Origin of the sequence: Winogradskyella sp. (assembly GCF_028289625.1) — a bacterium.
GTDB lineage: Bacteria > Bacteroidota > Bacteroidia > Flavobacteriales > Flavobacteriaceae > Winogradskyella.
The window spans coordinates 1-22,144 of the sequence record NZ_JANQOM010000030.1 but is presented as its reverse complement, the minus strand read 5'-3'; the positions used below and the strand labels follow the sequence as shown (position 1 = coordinate 22,144).

Here is a 22,144-nt window from a genome sequence, read left to right as displayed (position 1 = left end):
GCAGGAATATAATAGCTACACACCAACTTCTTCTTTAATCCAGTCGTAGCCTTTAGCTTCTAGCTTATGAGCTAATTGCTTATCGCCAGATTTTACTATTTTTCCATCCATTAAAACATGTACATAGTCTGGGACAATATAGTCTAATAACCTCTGGTAGTGGGTGATGATAATAACAGCATTGTCTTTAGACTTCAGCTTGTTAACGCCATTAGCGACAATTCTAAGCGCGTCGATGTCTAACCCAGAGTCTGTTTCATCCAAAATGGCCAACTTAGGCTCTAACATAGCCATTTGAAAAATCTCATTTCGTTTTTTCTCACCACCAGAAAACCCCTCGTTTAAGGAACGCGATAGAAACTTACGGTCAATCTCCAACATTTCAGACTTCTCACGAATCATTTTAAGCATTTCGTTAGCAGGCATATCCTCTAAGCCCTTGGCCTTTCGGGTCTCATTGATTGAGGTCTTCATAAAATTGGTAACACTAACCCCTGGAATTTCTACGGGATATTGAAACGACATAAAAACTCCTTTATGAGCACGTTCTTCTGGTCCTAACTCATCAATATTTTCCCCATCTAAGAGAATTTCTCCTTCTTCAACTTCGTACTCTTCTTTACCAGCAACAACCGCAGCTAAAGTACTTTTACCAGAACCATTAGGTCCCATGATGGCATGTACTTCTCCTGGTTTTACATGAAGGTCAATACCTTTTAAAATGGCTTTATCATCTACACTAGCGTGTAAGTTTTTTATCTTTAACATTGCTCTATTTAGTTTGCTAATTTTATTACGTCTTCTTTATTTGGATTAGGCGCTTCCACCTTTAATATGTCTTTAATTTCTAATATGTTGTCCCATAGAATATCTTGATTGGTATTCTCAATTCTTTTAACTCTTATGGTAACCGGAACAGATGTATAATCATCTGTTTTAAATGGTTTTACTTTTTCATTTAAAAGATGCAAGTTGTCGTCAACAACAACTCCATAAATTTCATTTGGTGTTTGAAATACAGCAGCCTTTTTGTCAGCATCGTATATAAACTCGCCTTTCATGGTAATAAAACCATCGTTTTGGTTATAGGATTTAGCACGATTTTCTTCTAAGCTAATTTCCTCTTGCTTAGGCTCATTTTTACAAGCAAAAAGACCAATTGAAATCATAAGAATCCATACTAATTTTTTCATCATAAATGGTTTATCCTACAGACCCTTCTAAACTTATTTCCAATAATTTTTGCGCCTCAACAGCGAACTCCATCGGAAGTTTATTAAGGACTTCCTTACTAAAACCATTAACAATTAAGGCTATAGCTTTTTCGGTATCTATGCCGCGCTGATTACAATAAAAAATTTGGTCTTCACCAATTTTACTGGTAGTAGCTTCGTGTTCTATCTGAGCCGACTTGTTTTTAGCTTCTATATATGGAAAAGTGTGTGCTCCACATTCATTGCCCATGAGTAAACTATCACATTGCGAAAAGTTACGTGCATTCTCTGCGCGAGAACTAATCTGTACTAATCCACGATATGAATTTTGGGATTTGCCAGCAGAAATCCCTTTAGAAATAATAGTAGATTTTGTGTTTTTACCTAGGTGTACCATCTTGGTTCCTGTATCTGCTTGTTGGAAATTGTTGGTGACTGCGATAGAATAAAATTCACCAACTGAATTGTCACCTTTTAGTACGCATGAAGGATATTTCCACGTAATGGCAGAACCTGTTTCTACTTGGGTCCAAGAGATTTTGGCATTATTCTCACAAAGGCCACGTTTGGTCACAAAGTTGTAAACACCACCTTTACCTTCAGCATTACCAGGATACCAGTTTTGAACGGTTGAATATTTTATTTCGGCGTTGTCTAAAGCAATCAGCTCAACAACAGCAGCATGTAATTGATTTTCATCTCTACTTGGTGCTGTACAGCCTTCAAGGTAACTTACGTAACTACCTTCATCTGCAATGACTAATGTTCTTTCAAACTGACCTGTTCCTGCTTGGTTAATTCTAAAGTATGTTGAAAGCTCCATTGGGCATTTCACACCTTTCGGAATATAACAGAACGATCCGTCACTGAATACAGCAGAGTTTAGCGCTGCATAAAAATTATCTTTTTGTGGGACCACCGTACCCATATATTTTCTAACCAATTCAGGATGTTCTTGAATGGCTTCAGAAATACTCATAAAGATGATTCCTTTTTCAGCTAATGTTTTTTTGAATGTTGTTGCTACGGATACCGAATCAACAACAACATCCATAGCCACGCCAGCTAACTTTTTCTGCTCATCAAGGGAAATACCAAGTTTTTCAAAAGTTGCCAAAAGTTCTGGGTCAACTTCGTCTAAACTATCGTATTTTGGTTTGCTATTAGGTGCCGAATAGTAAGATATAGCTTGAAAATCGGGTTTTTCATAATTAACGTTAGCCCATTCTGGTTCGGTCATTTCTTTCCAAACTTTAAAAGCTTCTAGACGCCATTCGGTCATCCATTCTGGTTCTTCTTTCTTTTCAGAAATTGCTCTAACGATGTCTTCGTTTAGGCCATTAGGGAAGGTGTCAGATTCTATATCTGTATAAAAACCATATTCGTATTCTTTGGTTTTTAATTCTTCCCTTAAATCGTCTTCAGTATATTTACTCATGAGTCTTTTTTAAAGTGAAAATGATTCTCCACAACCGCAGGTGCGATTAGCATTTGGATTATTAAATACAAATCCGGTCCCGTTTAGTCCACCTGAATATTCGAGTGTGGTGCCTATGAGGTAGAGAAAACTCTTTTTATCTACGATAATTTTTACGCCATTGTCCTCAAATACTTTATCACCATCAACTTGTTCCTTGTCAAATTTTAAATCGTACGACAAACCAGAGCATCCACCACTTTTTACTCCTACTCTAATGTAATCGGTATCTGGATTATAGCCGTCATCACTCATCAACTCAACGACTTTTTTCTTTGCTTGTTCTGAAACTTTAATCATAATGTTAAAGTAGATTAATTCTAAATTGTATGCAAATATACGATATAGCTAAGGTTTTACCTTGTTTGCTAACATTATATTAGCATATGATTTAATAGAATTTTCCTATAGTTTAAGAAAATTAGGCTTGGATATTTGAAGATTGAGATGAAATAATTGTCTAAGCGTGGATTGGATATGTTTATTAGCTATGCTTAGCTCATCAAAATTACCATGTTGGTCCGTAGTTACTACAGTACCACAATGGCTGCAAGTGAGTTCTGTTGTTTGGTCAGAATTTGTTTTGGTTTTCACATAATTATGACCAAACACAGCACATGGTAGCGCTTTGTTTGAAGTAGGTTTCATCGAGAAAATTTGGGATTGAAAATTTAGTGATTTCTATAGAAAAGAATGCTAAAACACATTATTTTTCGACAAAACACACTAAAAAAACAGATTATTCTTACAAAACTAATTTTGAAATTCAGGATTATTGATGAACGAAGTGTCAGACAGTGTTAATAAAAATGCTTTTAAATCTGCTTTTTCTTGAGCAGTTAATTGCACGCCTCCTTGGGCAATTTGCTTCATCAAAGGGTCTATGGTTGGAGAGTTCTGTAGTCCTTCACTGTAATGATCTATGACCTCGTCTAGTGTTGCAAATCTACCATCGTGCATATATGGTGCTGTATAGGCTAAATTCCGTAGGGAGGGTGTACGGAATTTACCATTGTCACTAGGGTCGCCAGTAACCGCTCCTAAACCTAAATCTGTAAATGTAGCATCCAAGCCATTATTATGAAAATCGTTATTGGTCCAAAGTGGGCTATTAGGTGAGCCATGACAATGAAAGCAGTCCCCTTTATCTTCCCTAAGAAAAATGTTCAGCCCATTCAGTTCTTGCGCTGTTAACGTTGCTTCACCTAAAGTGTATTGGTCGAACTTTGAATTGGCCGAAATCAGTGTGCGTTCAAATTGAGCGATGGCCTTAGTAGTTAACTCTTTTGTTATTGTAGATGTTTTAAATGCCAGTTCGAATAGTTCAGGATATTCGGGATGCGCTAGTAAACGATCTACTACATTATCCCAATTACTATGTAGTTCTATAGGATTTTGAACGGGTTCCTCTGCTTGTCGTTCTAAGCTCAAAGCACTTCCATCCCAATTGAAACGTTCATTGTCGTTCCAAGCTAAGTTAAAAATAGGCATGGAGTTACGCATTCCTGCAATGCCGTCAATACCCACACTTGTTGGTGAGTTGTCTGTAAAGGCATTTTGGGGCGAGTGGCAAGAGGCACAGGATTTTGTCCCATCGGCTGATAAAATGGTATCGAAAAACAGTTTTTTACCTAGAGCAACGCCTTCAACGGTTTGTGGGTTGTCCGAAGGAATAACCGGCGGAATAATATTGGTTGAAAAAATCTCAGGTATATTTAAAGGCATTGGTGTAGGTTCATAACCAGTATCATCATCTGAGCAATTCAGATAAAGGAAAATCAAGAATATCCAATACCATCCTTTTTTCATCTTTTATTCTGTTCCTTGGGTAACTTCACCTAAACTAAACACATTACGACCATTTTCGGACATTAATATCTGGGCTGTAGCATTAGGCATTAGCATTTGATTATATACATTCAAATCCCAGAGATTCGGGTTTTTAAACCACTCGGCAATATTCATTTTTATTTCAATCTCAGTTGCACTGGTTATAGGAATAGACCCAAGGTTAACAGTGAAAAACGTGTCTTCAGGAAATACTAAATTATCAGGGTCTGAGGCATCAACCGCTCTTATAGCATGATAGTTAAAGCCCATTTCTTCCATATTAGAGTTAATGAATTCACCATCAAATTGCATATAATGGTAACCACCACCAAGCACATCGGGAACATTAAAGTTTGCTGAATTTAGATCAAGTAAATTTTGGGAATTATCTTCATTGTCTAAGCCAAATGTGAAAGACACATTTACAAAAGTACCAATAGGAATGGTACTCGGAAGTGTATAAGAAAGGCCTTCGTCATTGGTCACATCCACCAAATTGTGCCCATTAATACTTAATGCCTCACCAGAGTTGGCTGTAAATATAATATCCGAAATCACATATCTTAATCGCTCAATACTAATTGTTTCCCCATTAGCATTTGTAAAGATGAAATTGTTAAAATCCGAACTGCTTACTGGAGTTCCATCCCAATCGTGCGAAAATGTAAATGTGGGAGATGCCTGAGTTGTATTAATTGAATTAGAGTCATCACTTTCGCATCCAAAAACACATAATACAATGCATAACTGCAATAAAATTTTTCTGATCATTTTAATTTTTTAATTAATTTTTATTAATAATAAGTCTGTAAAGCCTTTATTTTCTGTAATGTCTCCGTCGCTACTTGTAGAATCACCAACAGCAACTATAGAGCCATCGTTCAATTCTGCTACACCATACGAAAAATCGATATTAGATCCACCAGCCGAGACTTCCCAGAGTAAATTGCCATTGTCATCTACTTTTAGTATCCATGCATCATTTTGCCCTTTATTCTCGGCAACGTCGATATCACTGCTGCGAGAACTACCCGCAAGCACAAAACCATTATTTTGAGATTTTATAATAGCCCTAGCAACATCAAAGTTTGATCCACCAATGGTCTTTTCCCAAATTAGATTACCATCGGGCGAAATTTTAAGAAGCCATAAATCGGCAGCACCTTTATTGTTGGATATATCATTATCGCTACTGCGAGTATCTCCCGCTACGATAAAGTTGCCATCGTCAGTTTGTACTATAGCTCGTGCTTCATCAATCTGAGTTCCACCAAAAGATTTTTCCCATACTAAATCTCCAGTAGAAGAGATACGAATCACCCAAAAATCGTATGTTCCTATATTGCTCGATATATCAGTGTCGTCACTATCCGATCCACCTGCTATGATAAATCCATTATCGTCAGTTTGAACAACACCTTCAGGAGTATCAGTAAAATTACCACCAAAATAACGGCTCCACTCCAAATCGCCGGAACTATCAAGTTTTAAAGCCCAGTAATCACCACCAGCATGCCTATTAGAGTTTCTGGATGTATCCCCTTCACCGCCTGAAGCTGTGACATCGAGAATTCCAGAAATCAAGTATCCTTGATCATTGGTTTGAATAATAGAAATTCCAGAATCAGCCCCTTGAAAACCAAACGATTTTTGCCAGCTTATATTACCGTTTGGATCTAGCTTTGCCATCCAAAAATCTTGTAAACCTGCATTAGAGGTCATATCTCCGTTATTACTAGAACTAAAGCCTAAAATAGCATAGCCATCATCTTGAGTTTGAATGATATTCCTGCCTCTATCATCACCACTGCCTCCATATGTCTTTTGCCATTGTAAATTATCCTGAGCATCAAACTTTAGAAGCCAATAATCAAAACTTTCATCTTGCTTATCTGTAATATCACCGTCATTACTTTGCGTAAATCCTAAAATAGCATAACCACCATCAGTTGTAGAGACTATTGATTGTGCACTATCATTATTAGCACCACCATAAGTTTTAACCAAACTTATTTCACCATTGATTATTGCCGGATTCCTTGAATCATCATCAGAGCAGTCAACTAGTAAAATTGTAAAGCAAAGTAATAATAATATGGCAGCCTTTTTTTTCATATCGCTATGATGATTTTACTTTAATACGTAACTTCTTTTAGTGTTAATTGACAACTAATTTTTTTGTTATTCTTTGATTTATTACTACCACGTACATACCAGATGTGTAGGTAGATGTTGGTAAAGTAACACTATTGCTATTGATATTAGATTTTGAAAATAGTTTTTGACCTAAATTATTATAAATTTCAATGGTCTCAATGATTTGGTTTTGCGAGGCTTCAATTAAGGCCAAAGCACTTGTTGGGTTTGGCGATAACGAAAAACGAGCCTCAGATGTTATGTCATCAATTGATAAACTTTGGTTCTTTCTTAAAACAAACAATCCTCTTTCAATATCACTAATTACAATGTTGCCACTACTAAAATATGGATACACACTCCATGCACCATTAAAACCTGTAAAATCGTTATTTGGGTATGTGTCAAAAAAAGCAATTTCTGTCATAGGGTTAGTTGGGGATTGAATATTTGAGATGTCTAATAGTCTTAAACCTGCCCTGTAGCTAGCTAAATAAAATTCATTACCTAGGACGTAGCCATTATGGTCTATAGCTTCTGAAGGTCCAAAATAAGTAGAAGATTGTACGGGATTATCTAAATCCGAGAAGTCAAAAATTAGAGTTCTAGTATTGATTCCGAAACTTACTTCATCATCTTCATCTCCTAAAATAAAATACCTTTGGTCTTCGGTAAACCAGCCTTGGTGTGTATATCCGGTTTGAGGGTAAAAAATTTCGCTAATTTTTATAACGTTATTTTTATTTGTTACATCTAGGATAACTACCTTAGTTTCATTACTTCCTATTAAGATTTCTCTCCCAGTATAGTCTGTGTCGGGTCCATTGTAAGTTACTACTTGAGCGTCATGAGTATAGCCTTCAGCAGCAAAACCCCCAGCGCCTACTGGATTTACTGGGTCTGAAATATCTACAATAACAATACCTCCGCTAAATGTGTTACAGCCCACTAAATACGCATAGCCTTGACTTTCATTTATAATAATGTTGTGACAGCTAGTGACGCCCGTATATACTGTGTCAGCAGTGAATGTTTGAGGTGGATTCGAGACATTTCTTAATCGTTTAAGATCGAACACCTGCATACCATGTGCACCAACCAAATCGGCAACAATAAAAGCGTGGTCATTATATACCTTTACATCTCTCCAAAAACTTGTGCCTGCAGAGGTGTCTAATCTTCCAAGAAATATTGGATTTATTGGATCTGAGACATCTACAAAGGCTGTACTGTTTGTAGTTGCAACTAGGGCATATTCTTTGCCATCCAAGGGGTCTGTCCAACCCCAAATATCACTTCCTTCTGGAGTTCCACTAGAATTGGCTAGTGTAGCGATTGGAATGTTAGAAAGTAAATCTAAATTGTTGCAAGGGTATTGACCAGCAAAACCATTAACGCAATTGGTTTGGGAAAAAACAAACTGGGAAATACTAATGACAAAAATTAAGAAATTTAATATTCTAATTTTCATAACAAAATTTATAAAGGTTATACCATAGTATTATAACAACAGAAATTGGAATTACCCTAAGCTCACGGATTACTTTTTCTTACCACATATAAACCACCATCAATATCACTGACGACAATATTACCACTTTCAAAAAAGGGGTATATATTCCATGCACCATTAAATGCTACATTGTTAGAAGGTACGAATGTATCAAAAAAGCCTGTTTCGGTCATTACTCCAGAATCAATATTCGATATGTCCACTGCCCTGAGTCCTGCTGTATAATTAGCCATATAAAAGGTGTTGCCAACCACATAGCCATTGTGGTCAATGGCAGAGGTCGGACCAAAATAATCCATATGAAATGAAGGATTATCGAGATCGGAAAAATCAAAAACTATAGTTCTGGTATTTCCGCCAAAATTGATTTCATCAACCTCGTCTCCCAATAAAAAATAGTTCATATTTTCTGTAAACCAACCTTGGTGTGTGTAACCGATATTGCTGTAGTCAATTGTTGAAATTTGGGTTGGATTATCTTTATCGGTGACATCAATAATAACGACTTCATTTTCATTACTTCCTATTAAGATTTCTCTACCAGTGTAATCGGTATCTGGGCCATTATATGTTACTACTTGGGCATCGTGCGAATAAGAATCGTCTGCATATCCACCAGCTGCGACAGGTGCGAGTGGATTTTGAATATTTACAAAATGAGGGCCACCATCAAAAGTTGTGGTTCCTACAGCGTACGCGAAACCACTGTCTTCATTAATTACAATATTGTGTGCACTTCCAAAACCATTGTAATTGGCATCTGCATTAAAAGTTTCTGGTTCATTTGTGATGTTTCTTAAATGTGTTAAATCAAAAACTTGCATACCGTGTTCTGGGGCTTCACTTACGATAAATGCATGGTTGTTGTACACTTTAACATCTCTCCAAGGACTATTGGCTGTGGCTGTTGGGAGTGTCCCTAAAAAAACTGGTTCGGAAGCATTTGTAATATCCACAAAAGCAGTACCCGTGTTAGAGCATACTAATGCGTATTCCTTATTTGTAGTAGGATCTGTCCAACCCCAAGAATCATTCCCCTCGGCACCAGGTCCTCCAAGAATATTGATAGGGATATGACTTATTAAATCAAATCCATTACAAGGATGGCCATTAGACATGCCATTAACACAAGGAAATTGAGTCATCCCATTAGTTGTGTTATCATCGTCACTAGAGCACGATAAAGCTATAAAGATTATTAAGGCAAAAATAGATACAGTATAGTAGGTCTTTTTAAGGGCAATACATTTCATATTCTTTTTTTAGCAATTTACGGTAATTTTTGCATTTCCATTTGAATAATATATAATTAACCTAAGTAATGCGACTTTAATTCAAAAAAGGATAATATTTTTGCAGCATGATAGAGGATAAAAACCCAAAACGTACACCCTTAAGCGAATTAGGAGAGTTTAAACTAATTGAGCATTTGACGAATCACTTTGAGATTAATCAAAAATCAACAGTTAAAGGTATTGGAGACGATGCAGCAATTCTAAGTTTTGAAGACAAGGACCTTGTGATTTCTACAGATTTATTAGTGGAAGGAGTCCATTTTGATTTAAGCTATGTGCCTTTAAAGCATTTGGGATACAAGGCAGTTATGGTTAACCTTTCCGATATCTACGCTATGAATGCTATAGCGACACAAATTACCGTTTCTATAGCTGTTTCAAATCGTTTTCCCTTAGAAGCTCTTGAGGAGTTATACGCTGGAATCAGTACTGCGGCTAAACTGTATAATGTTGATGTTGTCGGTGGGGATACAACATCCTCTACTTCTGGCTTGATTATTTCGATTACAGCCCTTGGTGAAGTTGAGAAAGGGAACCAGGTGTTACGGTCAGGTGCAAAGCCCAATGATTTATTAGTGGTAACTGGTGATATAGGTGGTGCATACATGGGTTTACAAATTCTTGAACGTGAAAAAGAAGTCTTTAAGGTCAATCCTCAGTCGCAACCCGATTTGTCAATGTATACTTATATTGTAGAACGTCAACTTAAACCAGAGGCGCGAAAGGATATGGTGGAATTGCTAAAACAACTCGACGTTAAGCCAACGAGTATGATAGATATTAGTGACGGGTTATCTTCAGAAGTCATTCATCTCTGTAAGCAGAGTAAGGTTGGGGTTGATGTTTATGAAAATAAGATTCCGCTAGACCCTCAAGTGATAGCAACATGTGAAGAATTCAATATCGATAGTACAACTGTGGCTCTAAATGGTGGTGAGGATTATGAATTGCTGATGACCATTTCACAAGAAGATTACCCTAAGATAAAAGGAAACCCAAATTTATCGGTAATTGGTTATATGACAGAAGAACGTAAGGGAATGCATTTGGTGACTAGGGCAGAAGAGAAAATTCCGATTATAGCTAAAGGTTGGAATGCCCTTAATAATCAACCATAAGAATTTTTTGACTCTTTTCTAAGCGTTTCAAATGAACACGATTGAGTACAGAATTAATTTCTTTTCGCTTAGGTGTTAGAGGTATTAATTGACCGTTACTGTCTATCGTCACCTCTGAATTACAGCGTGAGCATTTGTACTCTTTCACATGATAGGTGATGACTTTGGAGACTTTATAATCATGCCCAAATAATGAGCAATAAACGTTTTTCATTGCGGTTGCTTTTTCTTACAGTATGAATTAATCACAGAAAGGGATTTAAATATAAGAAAAAGAGTTATTCACAAGTTATTAACAATCAACAAATCGATGAACTGATTGTTTTTTGCTTTAAACGCATCATTCTATTGTTGTATATGCGTTCTAAGGTAGAATTGATGTCCTTATATTTAGGGGTTAACTCGGTGAGCCTACCATTACTATCTGTAGTTAATTGCTTTTTACAACGTGTACATGTATATTCCTTAACATGATTGGTTACTTTCTTCGTCATCTTGTAGTTGTGACCAAAAAAATCGCAGTATAGTTTTGTAGGCATAAGTAGGTTAAGATTTAAGATAAATTCTATTAATTGGATAAACTTAGAAAAAAAAGTTATTAATAACGTTAAAAAGAATTATTTTTCGATAAAAAGTTTTATTAAGTAAGATAATTCTGATTTATTTTCAATATGGCTCATATGCCCTTCTGATAATTCTTCATGAATAATAGAAGTGTTTTTAATCTGTTCCGCAATATGTATCGGATTAACCAAAGCATCTTTTTTTCCTGTTATAATCAGTGTTTTTCCATTGATACTCTTGAAAACTTCAAGACGATTAGCTCGTAATGCCATGCCTTTTTGAGCAGCAATATAGCCTTGGACTGAGGTTTGTAATGCGATGTCTAAGGCATCTTGAAAATCTAGTTTAAATGTTTCTCTGCTTTCAGGTGCAAACAGGTTGGCAAAAGATAAGCGCACTAAATTTTCATAGTTGGTTTTAGCCATTTCCACAGCACGCGCTCGTAACACTTTTCGTTCAGCATCATCAGCTTCAAACGTTGAGTTCATCAAACATAAACTTTCAACACGTTGAGGTTGTTGTTCTGCCAATGCTAAGGCAACATAGCCTCCCATAGAATGTCCGATAAACTTGGCTGTTTTAATTTCTAGATGATGCAAAACGGCAAGAACAACATCGGCCATAATCTCCATGGTATGCACATAACCAATACTATTGGTTTTGCCATGGCCCAATAAATCGATGCAAACCACTTGATGATGTTTCGATAATTCAGGAATAAAATCATTCCACATATCTAAGGTCTCCAAAAAACCATGAAGTAAAACCAAAGCAGGACCTTCTCCATGAATTGTGTAATGGATGCTACTGTTTTTATACTCTAAAATCATAGTTGCAAAGATAAATTTCAAAAATAGTTTTACGCTAGAATCATCCTAACATTTTATTATATTTGATTTCTTTCAAACTAAATCAATAGTCACATGATTTTAAAGCGATTCTTAGGCTTGTTGGCCGTCATAATGAGTTTCACGCTCTCAGCACAAATTGAAGAAACCAAACTCGATAAACTCATCCAAGAGACACTGACGACATTTGATGTACCAGGCATTTCCGTCGGTATTTATAAAGATGGCAAAGAAGTGTATGCCAAAGGCCATGGCGTACGTTCCTTAACCACAAAAAAAGATATGAATTCCGAAACTTTAGTGGGCGTAGCCTCTAATAGTAAAGGCTTTACCTGTTTTGCTTTGGCGATGATGGTTGATGCAGGAAAATTGAAATGGGATGACCCTGTACGTAAGTACATTCCAGAATTTCAATTGCACGACCCTTGGGTGACTGAACATTTTACAGTCAGGGATTTAGTGACGCATCGTAGCGGAATGGGGTTAGGTGCTGGTGACCTCATGTTCTTTCCAGAAGGGAATGATTTTACGGTTCAGGATGTGATAAATAATGTGAAGTACTTAGAACCTGAAACCTCATTTAGAAGCAAGTTCGCTTATAACAATAATATGTTCATTGTAGCTGGTGAGGTTTTAAAACGTGTGAGTGGATTGTCTTGGGAAGAATTTATTGAAACCAAGATTATGAAGCCTGTTGGGATGAAAAATTCCAAAGCTGCTTACAATCGCGTAACGGACAAATCGAATATCATAGAAGCACATACCCGAGCAGAAGGGAAGGTTATTCAGATTCCACATGATTGGAGTGAAACGGCTAATGCGGCTGGAGGTATTGTAAGTAACGTGCACGATATGATGACCTGGGCCAAGTTTTTAATGAATGATGCTGTGACTGAAAGCGGTGAACGTTTACTCAACTCAAGATTGTTTCATGAGTTATGGCAATTACATTCGTCATTAACCGTGCGTCCAGGGGACTGGTACAACTCTAATTTTAGAGGTTATGGTTTAGGATGGTTTGTCACCGACGTCAAAGGAGGTCATAAGCAAGTCTATCATACAGGCGGATTATTAGGGACAGTAACACAGTTTACCATGATTCCAGATCTGGATTTAGCCATTGTGGTGTTGACCAATCAAATGAATGGGTCTGCTTTTAACACGATTACCAACACTATTAAGGATTCCTATTTGGGTTATGAAGATAGAGGCTGGTTAAAAATGTATGGAGAGCGCAACACGAATTATCTAAAATATAATGACAGCTTAAAGGCTGATGTCTATGCTAAAGTTGCTAAAATAAAGGGCAGCCCTCAGCTTCCAAAACCAGAGCAAATCGTTGGGACTTATACGGACGATTGGTTCGGTGATATTATGATTTCTCATGACGAGAATGGTTATCGTATAAAATGTAAACGTTCACCACGATTGTTCGGAGAGTTGTTACCTTACAATGCAACGACCTATGTCGCCAAATGGAACGACCGAAGTTATGATGCTGATGTCTTTGTGCAATTCACTTTTAATGAAAAAGGAAATGCCGTATCCGCAAGTATGAAATACATTGCGCCAATTACCGACTTTAGTTTCGATTTTCATGATTTAGAACTCAAAAAGACCGACTAGTTGAACAGAACGAAAGAAATTTGGGTGAGCGGTCTCGCGCTATTCTCAATGTTTTTTGGTGCGGGCAACTTAATACTTCCTCCACTTTTAGGATTTAAAGCATTAGACCAATGGTTTATTGTCGCTATTGGCTTTGCCATTACCGCTGTGATTATTCCAATTATGGCTATTTACGCCCATGCACGTTTGCAAGGCACTTTATATGATTTCGGTAAAAAGGTCTCACCTGTATTCAGTGTTATTTATTGCGTGCTCATTTATATCATCGCGATTGCCTTACCAGCGCCAAGAACAGCGTCTGTGACACACGAAATGGCCATTGCGCCATTTTTTGAGAGTTCGACCTTGTTAACGAGCGCTATTTATTTTGCTTTGGTTTTGGTATTTACGCTCAATCGTTCTAAAGTACTAAGTATTCTCGGTAAGTTTTTGACTCCTTTAATTGTCATCATTTTACTATTGATTATTGGTATTGGAGTTTCGGCAGATGTACCAGCCTTAGCAAATGGCAGTTCCGAAGCTCCATTGGTAGATGGTATTTTAGAAGGTTACCAGACCTTTGATGCGATTGGTGGAGTTGTTGTTGGAGCCGTCTTAATCATTTCCTTAAACCTTAGAGGACATACTACCTTTGAAGCTAAAAAAGAACTCATTACCAAATCAGGATTGGTTGCAGGTGGTGGTTTGTTTATCATTTATGCTGGGCTTATTTTGGTAGGTGCATTGTTTAGCGATGTCTTTGAAGCTGATATTGAGCGTACGGCTTTGCTTTCAGGATTGAGTTTAAAGACCCTTGGACATATTGGTACCACCTTTTTGAGTGTGTTAGTAGCCCTAGCTTGTTTTACAACTGCTGTTGGAGTGATTACGGGAACGGCAGATTATTTTAAAGGCTTGTTTAATGAGTCACAATTAGCTTATAATCTGACGGCTATTATCGGATGCGTTACAGGAGTTATTGTTGGCAGTTATAATGTGGAATTTATTATTAAAGTGGCGGTGCCAGCCTTAATGTTTATATATCCGATTACCATTGTTCTCATTGTATTGAATATCTTGCCAAAGCACATGGCAAAGCCCTTAATATTCAGAGCGGTGGTACTTGTGACCATGCTGTTTAGCATCACGGATTTTTTGGGGTCTCTAGGTCTGGGAGAACAGATACAGCCTGTTGTTGAGATGATTCCTTTAGCACAGTATAGCTTGGGTTGGGTCTTACCAGCGTTATTGACCTTTATTATTGTAGCCTTAGTTCAACCAAAAGAATAGGACGTGTAATGAAGTATATGGGAAGCAAGGCGCGTTTTGCCAAAGATTTATTGCCCATTATTTTAAAGGATAGGCAACCGAACCAAGTCTATTTAGAACCTTTTGCTGGTGGTATGAATATGATGGACAAGGTGGATGGGATTCGTATGGCTAATGACCAACACGAGGAACTGATGGCGATGTGGCAAGCTTTAATTTATGAAAATTGGGATCCACCACAATCCGTGAGTGAAGCTGAGTACAGAGCCATTAAACACAACCCAGAAGAATACCCAAAACATTTGGTCGCCTATGTTGGGTTTAACTCCTTTGGAGGCAAATGGTTTGCTGGGTACCGACGCGACAAACAAGGTAAACGGGATTATTGGTCTGAGCATTACCATAACATCACAAAGCAAGTGCCCAAATTAGAAGGTGTGCAACTCTCTTGTAAATCCTATCTCGATTTAGAGATCCTAAAAAACAGTATCATCTACTGTGACCCTCCTTATGCATCTACCACCAAATACAGAGATAGGTTTGACCATGAGGTCTTTTGGGATTGGTGTCGCCAACAAAGCCAAGCTGATCATCAAGTGTTTATCAGCGAATACAATGCGCCAGAAGACTTTACTTGTATATGGGAAAAAGGTGCGAAAACTACTTTTTCTTGGCATGCCGAAAACTTATCGACTAAAGAAAGTGTGGAACGGTTGTTTGTGTTTGGATATTGATTTTTCTTTTTTAAAAAAATTTATTTAGCATATCTTATTTATTTAAAAATTACTATTAAATTTGTAACCATTGTATAAGGTTGTGTAATATGGTTACAAAAGAGTACTATTCGCTTGCGGAAGCTGCAGAAAAACTTGGGAAAAGTAAAGAAACTCTAAGAAGGTGGGATAGAGATGAGAAATTAATTGCAGTTAGAGAGCCTATTAGCGATTATAGGATTTATAAAAAGTCAGAAATTGATTCGCTTATTGGTTTATTTGATGATGGCATTGAAGAAACTACGAATAATTTTGAAAAACCACTAAAACAGTATAAAGTTTTAGAATTATTCGCAGGTGCAGGTGGTCTTGCAATTGGTTTAGAAAAAGCAGGAATAAAGTGTGTTGCATTAAATGAAATAGATAAATGGGCTTGCCAAACCCTTCGGGAAAATAGACCTAATTGGAATGTTCTTGAAGGAGACATTAAAAGTTTCAATTTTGAAAAGTATAGGAATAAAGTTGACGTAGTTACAGGAGGATTTCCATGCCAGGCATTTAGTTACGCGGGAAAGAAATTAGGATTGGAAGACGCAAGAGGAACATTGTTCTATGAGTTTGCCAGAGTGATCAATGAGGTCAAACCTCCAATATGTATTGGGGAAAATGTTAGAGGTCTATTATCCCATGAAAAAGGTAAAACCTTAGAAGGAATGATTTCTATTTTGGATGAAGTAGGTTACAAAGTTGTTCCAGTGGAAGTTTTAAAAGCAATACATTATAAAGTGCCGCAAAAGCGAGAGCGTCTTATTCTTGTGGGTATTCGAAAAGATATCAATATAAAATACGAATATCCAAATCCATATAAAAGAATTTATAACCTAGTAGATGCTTTAAAAAAAGGCGACCTATATGACTGTGATGTCCCTCGTTCTGAAGGCTCCAAGTATCCAGAGCATAAAAAGGTAGTTCTTGATTTAGTACCACCGAAAGGTTACTGGCGTGATTTACCATTAGAAATTCAAAAGGATTATATGGGTAAAAGCTTCTATTTGGGAGGTGGAAAAACAGGAATGGCCAGAAGAATAGGCTGGGATGAACCTAGTTTAACCCTAACGTGTAGTCCAGCTCAAAAGCAAACCGAACGTTGTCACCCAGAGGAAACAAGGCCATTTACTGTTAGAGAGTATGCTAGGATTCAGACTTTCCCGGATAATTGGAAATTTATGGGTTCTATTTCCCAACAGTATAAACAAATTGGCAATGCTGTTCCATGCAATTTAGGTAAAGAGGTAGGTTATTCTATTGTTAAGTTCTTAAATAAATACTATAAGAAAAATCAGGAAAATTTAGCTTCTATCTCTTTAGATAAAGTCTCGATTGTTTCCTCTAATACTCCAGTTCCGTCAACTTCTAAAGCTACATCACCGACTGCATCTATAAGTTCAAAATAAAAATCCTCTTTTCCTGTTAAGCTGTACCAGAATGATTTACCAATAATTACAGGATATCTTTCATTTATTTTTTTATAGTGAGAACTTAATTCATTTTCTTCTCCGTAAACTACTCCAACAATCATATCGTTAATTCCAATGGCTAAGTTATTTGTTCTTGCCAAATTTATAGTTCCTTGAAAATGACCAAAAATAGTTTCAACGTCATCATGGTTTATAGTATTAGGCCCTGATTTTAATTGACAATATTTTTTCCTCCCATCTAACGCGTCAGTGAACTCAATGTCTATTCCAGGAGTTGTAGAGCCAAAGCCTTCAAACAATTCACTTATAAGTTTTTGAACCTTCATGCCAAATGATGTTGTAATTGCAGATCCTAATACTCTAGGTAGAACGAGTGCCTCTGCAATACTTCTACTATCATCATTACCTCTTAAAAAATTTGCTAAATATTTAAAGAGAAATGGATTAACATTGTAGTTTGACAACTTTCCAGCTTTTGCACATGCTTTGTTAATATGGGCTTCAACGATTTCTTCTCTAAAAAATTGTTTGGCTTTTTCTAATAATATAAAACGCTGTTTATCGTCCATATATATGATGTTAATTATTCATCAAATCCTCAATCTCTTCAATCTCAATCGGAATATTTCGCATCAAATTAAACGGTTCGCCAGACGCTTGGATGACCACATCATCCTCTAAACGAATCCCAAAACCTTCATCAGGGATATAAATACCAGGCTCAACCGTAAAGACCATATTGGCCTGCATTGGTTCGTGTAGCAAACCATAATCGTGAGTATCTAAACCAATATGGTGAGACGTACCGTGCATAAAGTATTTTTTATAAGCTGGCCAATCAGGATTTTCATTTTGCACATCAGCTTTATCGAGTAAACCTAAACCTAACAATTCAGAAGTCATAAGTTTACCAACTTCGACGTGGTATGCTTCCCAAAGCGTGCCTGGCACCAATAGTTTTGTAGCTTCAATTTTTACCCTGTTCACCGCATTATATACGTCTTTTTGTCTATTAGTAAATTTGCCAGACACAGGAATGGTACGTGTCATATCACTCGAGTAATTGGCATACTCGGCACCCACATCCATCAAGATGAGGTCACCAGCCTTACATTGTTGGTTATTTTCAATATAGTGCAAAACATTAGCATTATTACCAGCCGCAATGATTGGTGTATAGGCAAACCCTTTTGAACGGTTGTTTAAAAACTCGTGCATGTATTCGGCTTCAATATTGTATTCCCAAACGTCTGGTTTTACAAAGTTGAGTACACGTCTAAACCCTTTTTCGGTAATATCGCAAGCCTTTTGCATCAAGTCTAGTTCAATAGGATTCTTTACAGAACGCAAACGCTGTAAAATCGGATTGCTCTTCGCCACAGTATGGGCAGGGTATTTACCTTTTAGCCATTTGGTAAAACGATCTTCGCGCGTTTCGGTGTCTACACTGGCACGATAATGTTCGTTGGTATTAATGTAAACGGTATCGCATTGGGTCATGAGTTCAAACATAATCTTTTCTAGGTCCTGTAACCAATACACGGTTTTAATGCCTGAAGTCTTTAAAGCGGCTTCTTTGGTGAGTTTTTCGCCTTCCCAAACCGCAATATGTTCGTTGGTTTCTTTTAAGAATAAAATTTCGCGATGCTTTTCCTTTGGGCAATCAGGATACAATACCAAAATGCTTTCTTCCTGATCCACACCACTTAAATAAAAGATATCTCTGTGCTGGGCAAAAGGCAAGGTGCTATCAGCACTTACAGGATAAATATCATTAGAATTGAACACCGCCAAACTGTTAGGCTTCATCTGTGCCATAAAGTTGTTACGGTTGTTTATAAAGAGGTTGCGGTCTATTGGATGGTATTTCATGAAGTGAGTTTTTTATTATGAGGTTAAAGTTACATAGTTTTTGTTCAGAAAAAAAGCCATCATAACCGACAGCTTTTAATTTAGAACCACATTATTTAGAACTTACTTTTTAAATAAGCCAGCCACAAACAATACCACGACGGCACCGATAACACCAGTTAACAAATCGCTAATAACTCCAGAGCCAAGGCTAATATCCAATAGGCCAAAAAGCCAATTGCCAACAATACCGCCAACAATACCTAAAATAATGTTGATGATGATACCAAAACCACCGCCTTTCATAAGTTTACCAGCTAAAAAACCAGCAACACCACCGATTAATAATGCGTATAATAATCCCATAATACTATGATTTAGTTAATACTATAAATTTAAGAAAAATTAAAATTTACAGAGTCCACTATTATCTATCAACTTTAAATAACTAATTAATTATTCAGTATTTTTGATTGAAATAATACTACTTTACTCAAATGAAAAAACTTTGTCTATTCTTTATCCTTTTCTCAATTTTTAGTTTTGCACAGCAACCAGCCACATCGGCAGAAACGGTTAAACAGGCTTTAGAGCAAAAACGAAAAATGACCGAGAGCTCATTAGTAAAGAATGTGCCTTTTAAAAATATTGGGCCAACCATTATGAGTGGTCGTGTGGTGGATTTGGAGGTAAACCCAGAAATGCCATCTGAGTTTTATGTGGGTTATGCCTCTGGAGGTGTTTGGCACACCACTAATAACGGAACTTCATTTACACCAATTTTAGATAATTCGGATACACAGAATGTCGGCGATATTGCTGTGCACTGGCCAACCAGAACCATCTATGTAGGCACAGGTGAAAATAATGCGTCTCGGTCTTCTTACGCAGGCATTGGTTTGTTGAAATCTACGGACAATGGTGAAACATGGACCAATATAGGTTTAATGGATGCACACCATTTTGCTCCAATTTTGATTCATCCCGATAATCCCGATGTCATCACTGTAGGTGTTACGGGACACTTGTATTCGCCTAATAATGAACGTGGAGTGTATAAAACAACTGATGGTGGACAAACTTGGAAACAAACCTTGTTTGTGGATGATATGAGTGGTATCATAGACTTACAGCACAGTCCTAATAATTATAACGTGATGTATGCTACCTCTTGGACGAAGGATAGAAAAGCTTGGAACTTTACTGGGAATGGTACTAATTCAGGAATTTATAAAAGTACAGATGCCGGTGAAACATGGACTAAAGTATCGACAGAAAGAAGTGGTTTCCCAACGGGAGAAGGCGTTGGTCGTATAGGGATTGCGGTGTATAATGATAATGTGGTTTATGCCGTACACGATAGTCAGTTTAGACGACCAGATGATGCTTCAACAAGCTCAGCAACCAAAAGAGGTTTAACAAAGGATGATTTTAAAACCATGTCTAATGAGGATTTTCTTGCACTTGATGATAAAAAGCTAAATACCTTTTTAAAGACCAACGGTTTTCAAGAAAAATACAGAGCTGAAAATGTAAAGCAAATGGTACGCTCGGGCAATGTGAAGCCAGTGGATTTAGCTAAATATTTGGAAGATGCCAATTCGTTATTGTTTAACACTCCAGTGATTGGAGCTGAGGTCTACAAAAGTACGAATGGTGGTAAAACATGGAAGAAAACCCATGACGATTATTTAGATGGCATCTACTTCAGTTATGGCTATTATTTTGGGCATATCCATGTGTCACCAGCCAATGAAGACCACATCTATATTTATGGTGTGCCTATTGTGAAATCTAAAGATGGGGGAAAATCTTGGACTTCTATAAGTGCAGAAAATGCACATGCCGATCATCATGCGCTTTGGATAAATCCTAAAAATCCAAATCATTTGGTGGATGGTAATGATGGAGGAGTCAACATTTCGTATGATGATGGTGAAAACTGGATAAAGAATAACTCCCCTTCCGTAGGGCAATTCTATGCGATTAATATTGATAACGAAAAACCATATAATGTTTATGGAGGCCTACAAGATAATGGAGTTTGGAAAGGAGCTCATACTGCTCGTCAGGATAAAAGTTGGCACCAACAAGGAAAGTATCCTTGGACATCGATTATGGGAGGTGACGGTATGCAAGTTCAGATTGACAATAGAAACTCAAATATCGTATACACAGGCTTCCAGTTTGGGAATTATTACAGGTTGAATTTGGAGACCAAAGATCGAAAGTACATCCAACCGAAACATACGCTTGGCGAAAATCCGTATCGTTTTAACTGGCAGACTCCAATTCTATTGTCACCACACAATCAGGATATACTGTATTTAGGCGGTAATAAATTGATGCGCTCCATGAACCAAGGAAACTCATGGGAAGCGATAAGCGATGATCTAACCAATGGAGGAAAAAAAGGCAATGTGGCTTATGGCACATTGACGTCAATTAGTGAAAGTCCTTTTCAATTTGGATTGATTTATGCAGGGAGCGATGATGGCTTGTTACATGTCACTAAAAATGCCGGTGGCAGTTGGGCCAATATTTCAAACGCATTCCCTAAGGATTTATGGGTCAGTAGAGTTATAGCGTCTCAGCACAAAAAAGAGCGTGTTTATGCCACTTTGAACGGTTACCGTTGGGATGATTTTAAAGTGTATGCTTACATGAGTGATGATTATGGACAAACTTGGAAAGACATCAGTAGTAATATTCCCGCGTCGCCAGTCAATGTAATAAGAGAGGATTCCGATAATGAAAACATCTTGTATTTAGGAACTGATAATGGAGCCTATGTTTCTTTCGATATGGGCAAATCTTGGGAGGTGTTCTCCAATGGCTTGCCAAATGTTGCTGTGCATGATATAGTTATTCAGCCAGATGCCAAAGACCTCTTGCTAGGAACGCATGGTAGAAGTATTTATAAGGCGAACATTGCACCACTTCAAAAGATGAATTTAGAGTTGAAATCGAAAGCGATTACAATGTTTGATTTAAGTTCTGTGCGTCATTCAAGTCGTTGGGGAAGTTCTTGGAGTAAATGGTTAGACGCCTACGAGCCAGAAAAGACCATTCAGTTTTATAGCAATGCTTCAGGTGAAAAAACCATAAAAGTGCTTTCTGAAAAAGGTGCAGAATTAAAGCGCATGACGATTAATGCAGATAAAGGTTTTAATTATGTAGATTATAATCTTGAACTTTCTGAGAAAGAAAGAAAAGCTTTGATGAAAGAAAAT

22 protein-coding genes are annotated in these 22,144 nt (G+C 37.2%); 6 read left to right on the top strand and 16 right to left on the bottom strand.

All coding sequences use genetic code 11. From position 1 onward, the window contains the following. Positions 1-15: 15 nt before the first annotated feature. The 10 genes from sufC to Q0992_RS06295 all read right to left on the bottom strand — a co-directional run bounded on the left by sufC (position 16) and on the right by Q0992_RS06295 (position 9,423). Entirely contained in the window at positions 16-768 is a 753-nt protein-coding gene (sufC, locus tag Q0992_RS06340; protein WP_299521504.1) for a Fe-S cluster assembly ATPase SufC, read from the bottom strand. Between the two features lie 8 nt (positions 769-776). Then, positions 777-1,193 (bottom strand): hypothetical protein, encoded by a 417-nt coding sequence (locus Q0992_RS06335; protein ID WP_299521503.1) that lies wholly within the window; start codon positions 1,191-1,193, stop codon positions 777-779. A 10-nt stretch (positions 1,194-1,203) separates the two neighbouring features. Beyond that, the gene (gene sufB / locus Q0992_RS06330) at positions 1,204-2,652 is read right to left on the bottom strand and encodes a Fe-S cluster assembly protein SufB (RefSeq protein ID WP_299521502.1); all 1,449 of its coding nucleotides are present in this window, start codon (positions 2,650-2,652) and stop codon (positions 1,204-1,206) included. A gap of 9 nt (positions 2,653-2,661) precedes the next feature. Beyond that, entirely contained in the window at positions 2,662-2,991 is a 330-nt protein-coding gene (locus Q0992_RS06325) for an iron-sulfur cluster assembly accessory protein (protein WP_299521501.1), read from the bottom strand. 105 nt (positions 2,992-3,096) lie between these two features. Then, the gene (locus tag Q0992_RS06320) at positions 3,097-3,339 is read right to left on the bottom strand and encodes a hypothetical protein (RefSeq protein ID WP_299521500.1); all 243 of its coding nucleotides are present in this window, start codon (positions 3,337-3,339) and stop codon (positions 3,097-3,099) included. Positions 3,340-3,444: 105 nt separating this feature from the next. Next, positions 3,445-4,500, bottom strand: a complete 1,056-nt coding sequence (locus tag Q0992_RS06315; RefSeq protein ID WP_299521499.1) for a cytochrome c peroxidase — start codon at positions 4,498-4,500, stop codon at positions 3,445-3,447. A 3-nt stretch (positions 4,501-4,503) separates the two neighbouring features. Next, the gene (locus tag Q0992_RS06310; protein ID WP_299521498.1) at positions 4,504-5,292 is read right to left on the bottom strand and encodes an MbnP family protein; all 789 of its coding nucleotides are present in this window, start codon (positions 5,290-5,292) and stop codon (positions 4,504-4,506) included. Between the two features lie 9 nt (positions 5,293-5,301). Continuing rightward, the gene (locus tag Q0992_RS06305; RefSeq protein ID WP_299521497.1) at positions 5,302-6,636 is read right to left on the bottom strand and encodes a hypothetical protein; all 1,335 of its coding nucleotides are present in this window, start codon (positions 6,634-6,636) and stop codon (positions 5,302-5,304) included. Positions 6,637-6,679: 43 nt separating this feature from the next. Further along, positions 6,680-8,128 carry a choice-of-anchor B family protein gene (locus Q0992_RS06300; RefSeq protein WP_299521496.1) on the bottom strand — a complete coding sequence of 483 codons (1,449 nt, stop codon included), beginning with the start codon at positions 8,126-8,128 and terminating at the stop codon, positions 6,680-6,682. A 62-nt stretch (positions 8,129-8,190) separates the two neighbouring features. Further along, entirely contained in the window at positions 8,191-9,423 is a 1,233-nt protein-coding gene (locus tag Q0992_RS06295) for a choice-of-anchor B family protein (RefSeq protein ID WP_299521495.1), read from the bottom strand. A 107-nt stretch (positions 9,424-9,530) separates the two neighbouring features. On the opposite strand from Q0992_RS06295, the gene thiL reads away from it, so the two are divergent. Next, entirely contained in the window at positions 9,531-10,583 is a 1,053-nt protein-coding gene (thiL, locus tag Q0992_RS06290) for a thiamine-phosphate kinase (RefSeq protein ID WP_299521494.1), read from the top strand. On the opposite strand, the gene Q0992_RS06285 is transcribed toward thiL, so the two are convergent. From Q0992_RS06285 to Q0992_RS06275, 3 genes are all read right to left on the bottom strand, one after another. After that, positions 10,567-10,797, bottom strand: a complete 231-nt coding sequence (locus Q0992_RS06285) for a DUF1660 family phage protein (protein ID WP_299521493.1) — start codon at positions 10,795-10,797, stop codon at positions 10,567-10,569. The two genes, thiL and Q0992_RS06285, sit on opposite strands and share 17 nt — an antisense overlap. 85 nt (positions 10,798-10,882) lie before the next feature. Continuing rightward, complete coding sequence (locus Q0992_RS06280) at positions 10,883-11,122, bottom strand: DUF1660 family phage protein (RefSeq protein ID WP_299521492.1); 240 nt, start codon at positions 11,120-11,122, stop codon at positions 10,883-10,885. 78 nt (positions 11,123-11,200) lie between these two features. After that, the gene (locus Q0992_RS06275) at positions 11,201-11,998 is read right to left on the bottom strand and encodes an alpha/beta hydrolase (protein WP_299521491.1); all 798 of its coding nucleotides are present in this window, start codon (positions 11,996-11,998) and stop codon (positions 11,201-11,203) included. 72 nt (positions 11,999-12,070) lie between these two features. Here Q0992_RS06275 and Q0992_RS06270 point away from each other — a divergent pair, with 72 nt between their 5' ends. The 4 genes from Q0992_RS06270 to dcm all read left to right on the top strand — a co-directional run bounded on the left by Q0992_RS06270 (position 12,071) and on the right by dcm (position 17,036). Next, positions 12,071-13,621, top strand: coding sequence for a serine hydrolase (locus Q0992_RS06270; protein WP_299521490.1), 1,551 nt, complete (start codon positions 12,071-12,073; stop codon positions 13,619-13,621). Continuing rightward, positions 13,622-14,890, top strand: coding sequence for a branched-chain amino acid transport system II carrier protein (gene brnQ, locus Q0992_RS06265; protein ID WP_299521489.1), 1,269 nt, complete (start codon positions 13,622-13,624; stop codon positions 14,888-14,890). It abuts the gene before it with no gap. Between the two features lie 8 nt (positions 14,891-14,898). Continuing rightward, the gene (locus Q0992_RS06260; protein ID WP_299521488.1) at positions 14,899-15,603 is read left to right on the top strand and encodes a DNA adenine methylase; all 705 of its coding nucleotides are present in this window, start codon (positions 14,899-14,901) and stop codon (positions 15,601-15,603) included. A gap of 89 nt (positions 15,604-15,692) precedes the next feature. Then, positions 15,693-17,036, top strand: a complete 1,344-nt coding sequence (gene dcm / locus Q0992_RS06255; RefSeq protein WP_299521487.1) for a DNA (cytosine-5-)-methyltransferase — start codon at positions 15,693-15,695, stop codon at positions 17,034-17,036. Here the strand turns inward: dcm and Q0992_RS06250 are convergent. From Q0992_RS06250 to Q0992_RS06240, 3 genes are all read right to left on the bottom strand, one after another. Then, a complete protein-coding gene (locus Q0992_RS06250; protein WP_299521486.1) occupies positions 16,922-17,629 on the bottom strand; it encodes a PmeII family type II restriction endonuclease in 708 nt (235 codons plus the stop codon). The genes dcm and Q0992_RS06250 overlap by 115 nt on opposite strands. 10 nt (positions 17,630-17,639) lie before the next feature. Next, positions 17,640-18,932 carry an aminopeptidase P family protein gene (locus Q0992_RS06245; RefSeq protein WP_299521485.1) on the bottom strand — a complete coding sequence of 431 codons (1,293 nt, stop codon included), beginning with the start codon at positions 18,930-18,932 and terminating at the stop codon, positions 17,640-17,642. A gap of 102 nt (positions 18,933-19,034) precedes the next feature. Beyond that, entirely contained in the window at positions 19,035-19,277 is a 243-nt protein-coding gene (locus Q0992_RS06240; protein WP_299521484.1) for a GlsB/YeaQ/YmgE family stress response membrane protein, read from the bottom strand. Between the two features lie 131 nt (positions 19,278-19,408). On the opposite strand from Q0992_RS06240, the gene Q0992_RS06235 reads away from it, so the two are divergent. Continuing rightward, positions 19,409-22,144 (top strand): glycosyl hydrolase (locus tag Q0992_RS06235; protein WP_299521483.1); only part of this gene is annotated, 2,736 nt, incomplete at its 3' end.

Coding starts and splice junctions, on each gene's coding strand:
- sufC (WP_299521504.1), bottom strand. CDS start 768: ATGTTAAAGATAAAAAACTTACACGCTAGTGTAGATGATAAAGCCATT.
- Q0992_RS06335 (WP_299521503.1), bottom strand. CDS start 1,193: ATGAAAAAATTAGTATGGATTCTTATGATTTCAATTGGTCTTTTTGCT.
- sufB (WP_299521502.1), bottom strand. CDS start 2,652: ATGAGTAAATATACTGAAGACGATTTAAGGGAAGAATTAAAAACCAAA.
- Q0992_RS06325 (WP_299521501.1), bottom strand. CDS start 2,991: ATGATTAAAGTTTCAGAACAAGCAAAGAAAAAAGTCGTTGAGTTGATG.
- Q0992_RS06320 (WP_299521500.1), bottom strand. CDS start 3,339: ATGAAACCTACTTCAAACAAAGCGCTACCATGTGCTGTGTTTGGTCAT.
- Q0992_RS06315 (WP_299521499.1), bottom strand. CDS start 4,500: ATGAAAAAAGGATGGTATTGGATATTCTTGATTTTCCTTTATCTGAAT.
- Q0992_RS06310 (WP_299521498.1), bottom strand. CDS start 5,292: ATGATCAGAAAAATTTTATTGCAGTTATGCATTGTATTATGTGTTTTT.
- Q0992_RS06305 (WP_299521497.1), bottom strand. CDS start 6,636: ATGAAAAAAAAGGCTGCCATATTATTATTACTTTGCTTTACAATTTTA.
- Q0992_RS06300 (WP_299521496.1), bottom strand. CDS start 8,128: ATGAAAATTAGAATATTAAATTTCTTAATTTTTGTCATTAGTATTTCC.
- Q0992_RS06295 (WP_299521495.1), bottom strand. CDS start 9,423: ATGAAATGTATTGCCCTTAAAAAGACCTACTATACTGTATCTATTTTT.
- thiL (WP_299521494.1), top strand. CDS start 9,531: ATGATAGAGGATAAAAACCCAAAACGTACACCCTTAAGCGAATTAGGA.
- Q0992_RS06285 (WP_299521493.1), bottom strand. CDS start 10,797: ATGAAAAACGTTTATTGCTCATTATTTGGGCATGATTATAAAGTCTCC.
- Q0992_RS06280 (WP_299521492.1), bottom strand. CDS start 11,122: ATGCCTACAAAACTATACTGCGATTTTTTTGGTCACAACTACAAGATG.
- Q0992_RS06270 (WP_299521490.1), top strand. CDS start 12,071: ATGATTTTAAAGCGATTCTTAGGCTTGTTGGCCGTCATAATGAGTTTC.
- Q0992_RS06260 (WP_299521488.1), top strand. CDS start 14,899: ATGAAGTATATGGGAAGCAAGGCGCGTTTTGCCAAAGATTTATTGCCC.
- dcm (WP_299521487.1), top strand. CDS start 15,693: ATGGTTACAAAAGAGTACTATTCGCTTGCGGAAGCTGCAGAAAAACTT.
- Q0992_RS06250 (WP_299521486.1), bottom strand. CDS start 17,629: ATGGACGATAAACAGCGTTTTATATTATTAGAAAAAGCCAAACAATTT.
- Q0992_RS06245 (WP_299521485.1), bottom strand. CDS start 18,932: ATGAAATACCATCCAATAGACCGCAACCTCTTTATAAACAACCGTAAC.
- Q0992_RS06240 (WP_299521484.1), bottom strand. CDS start 19,277: ATGGGATTATTATACGCATTATTAATCGGTGGTGTTGCTGGTTTTTTA.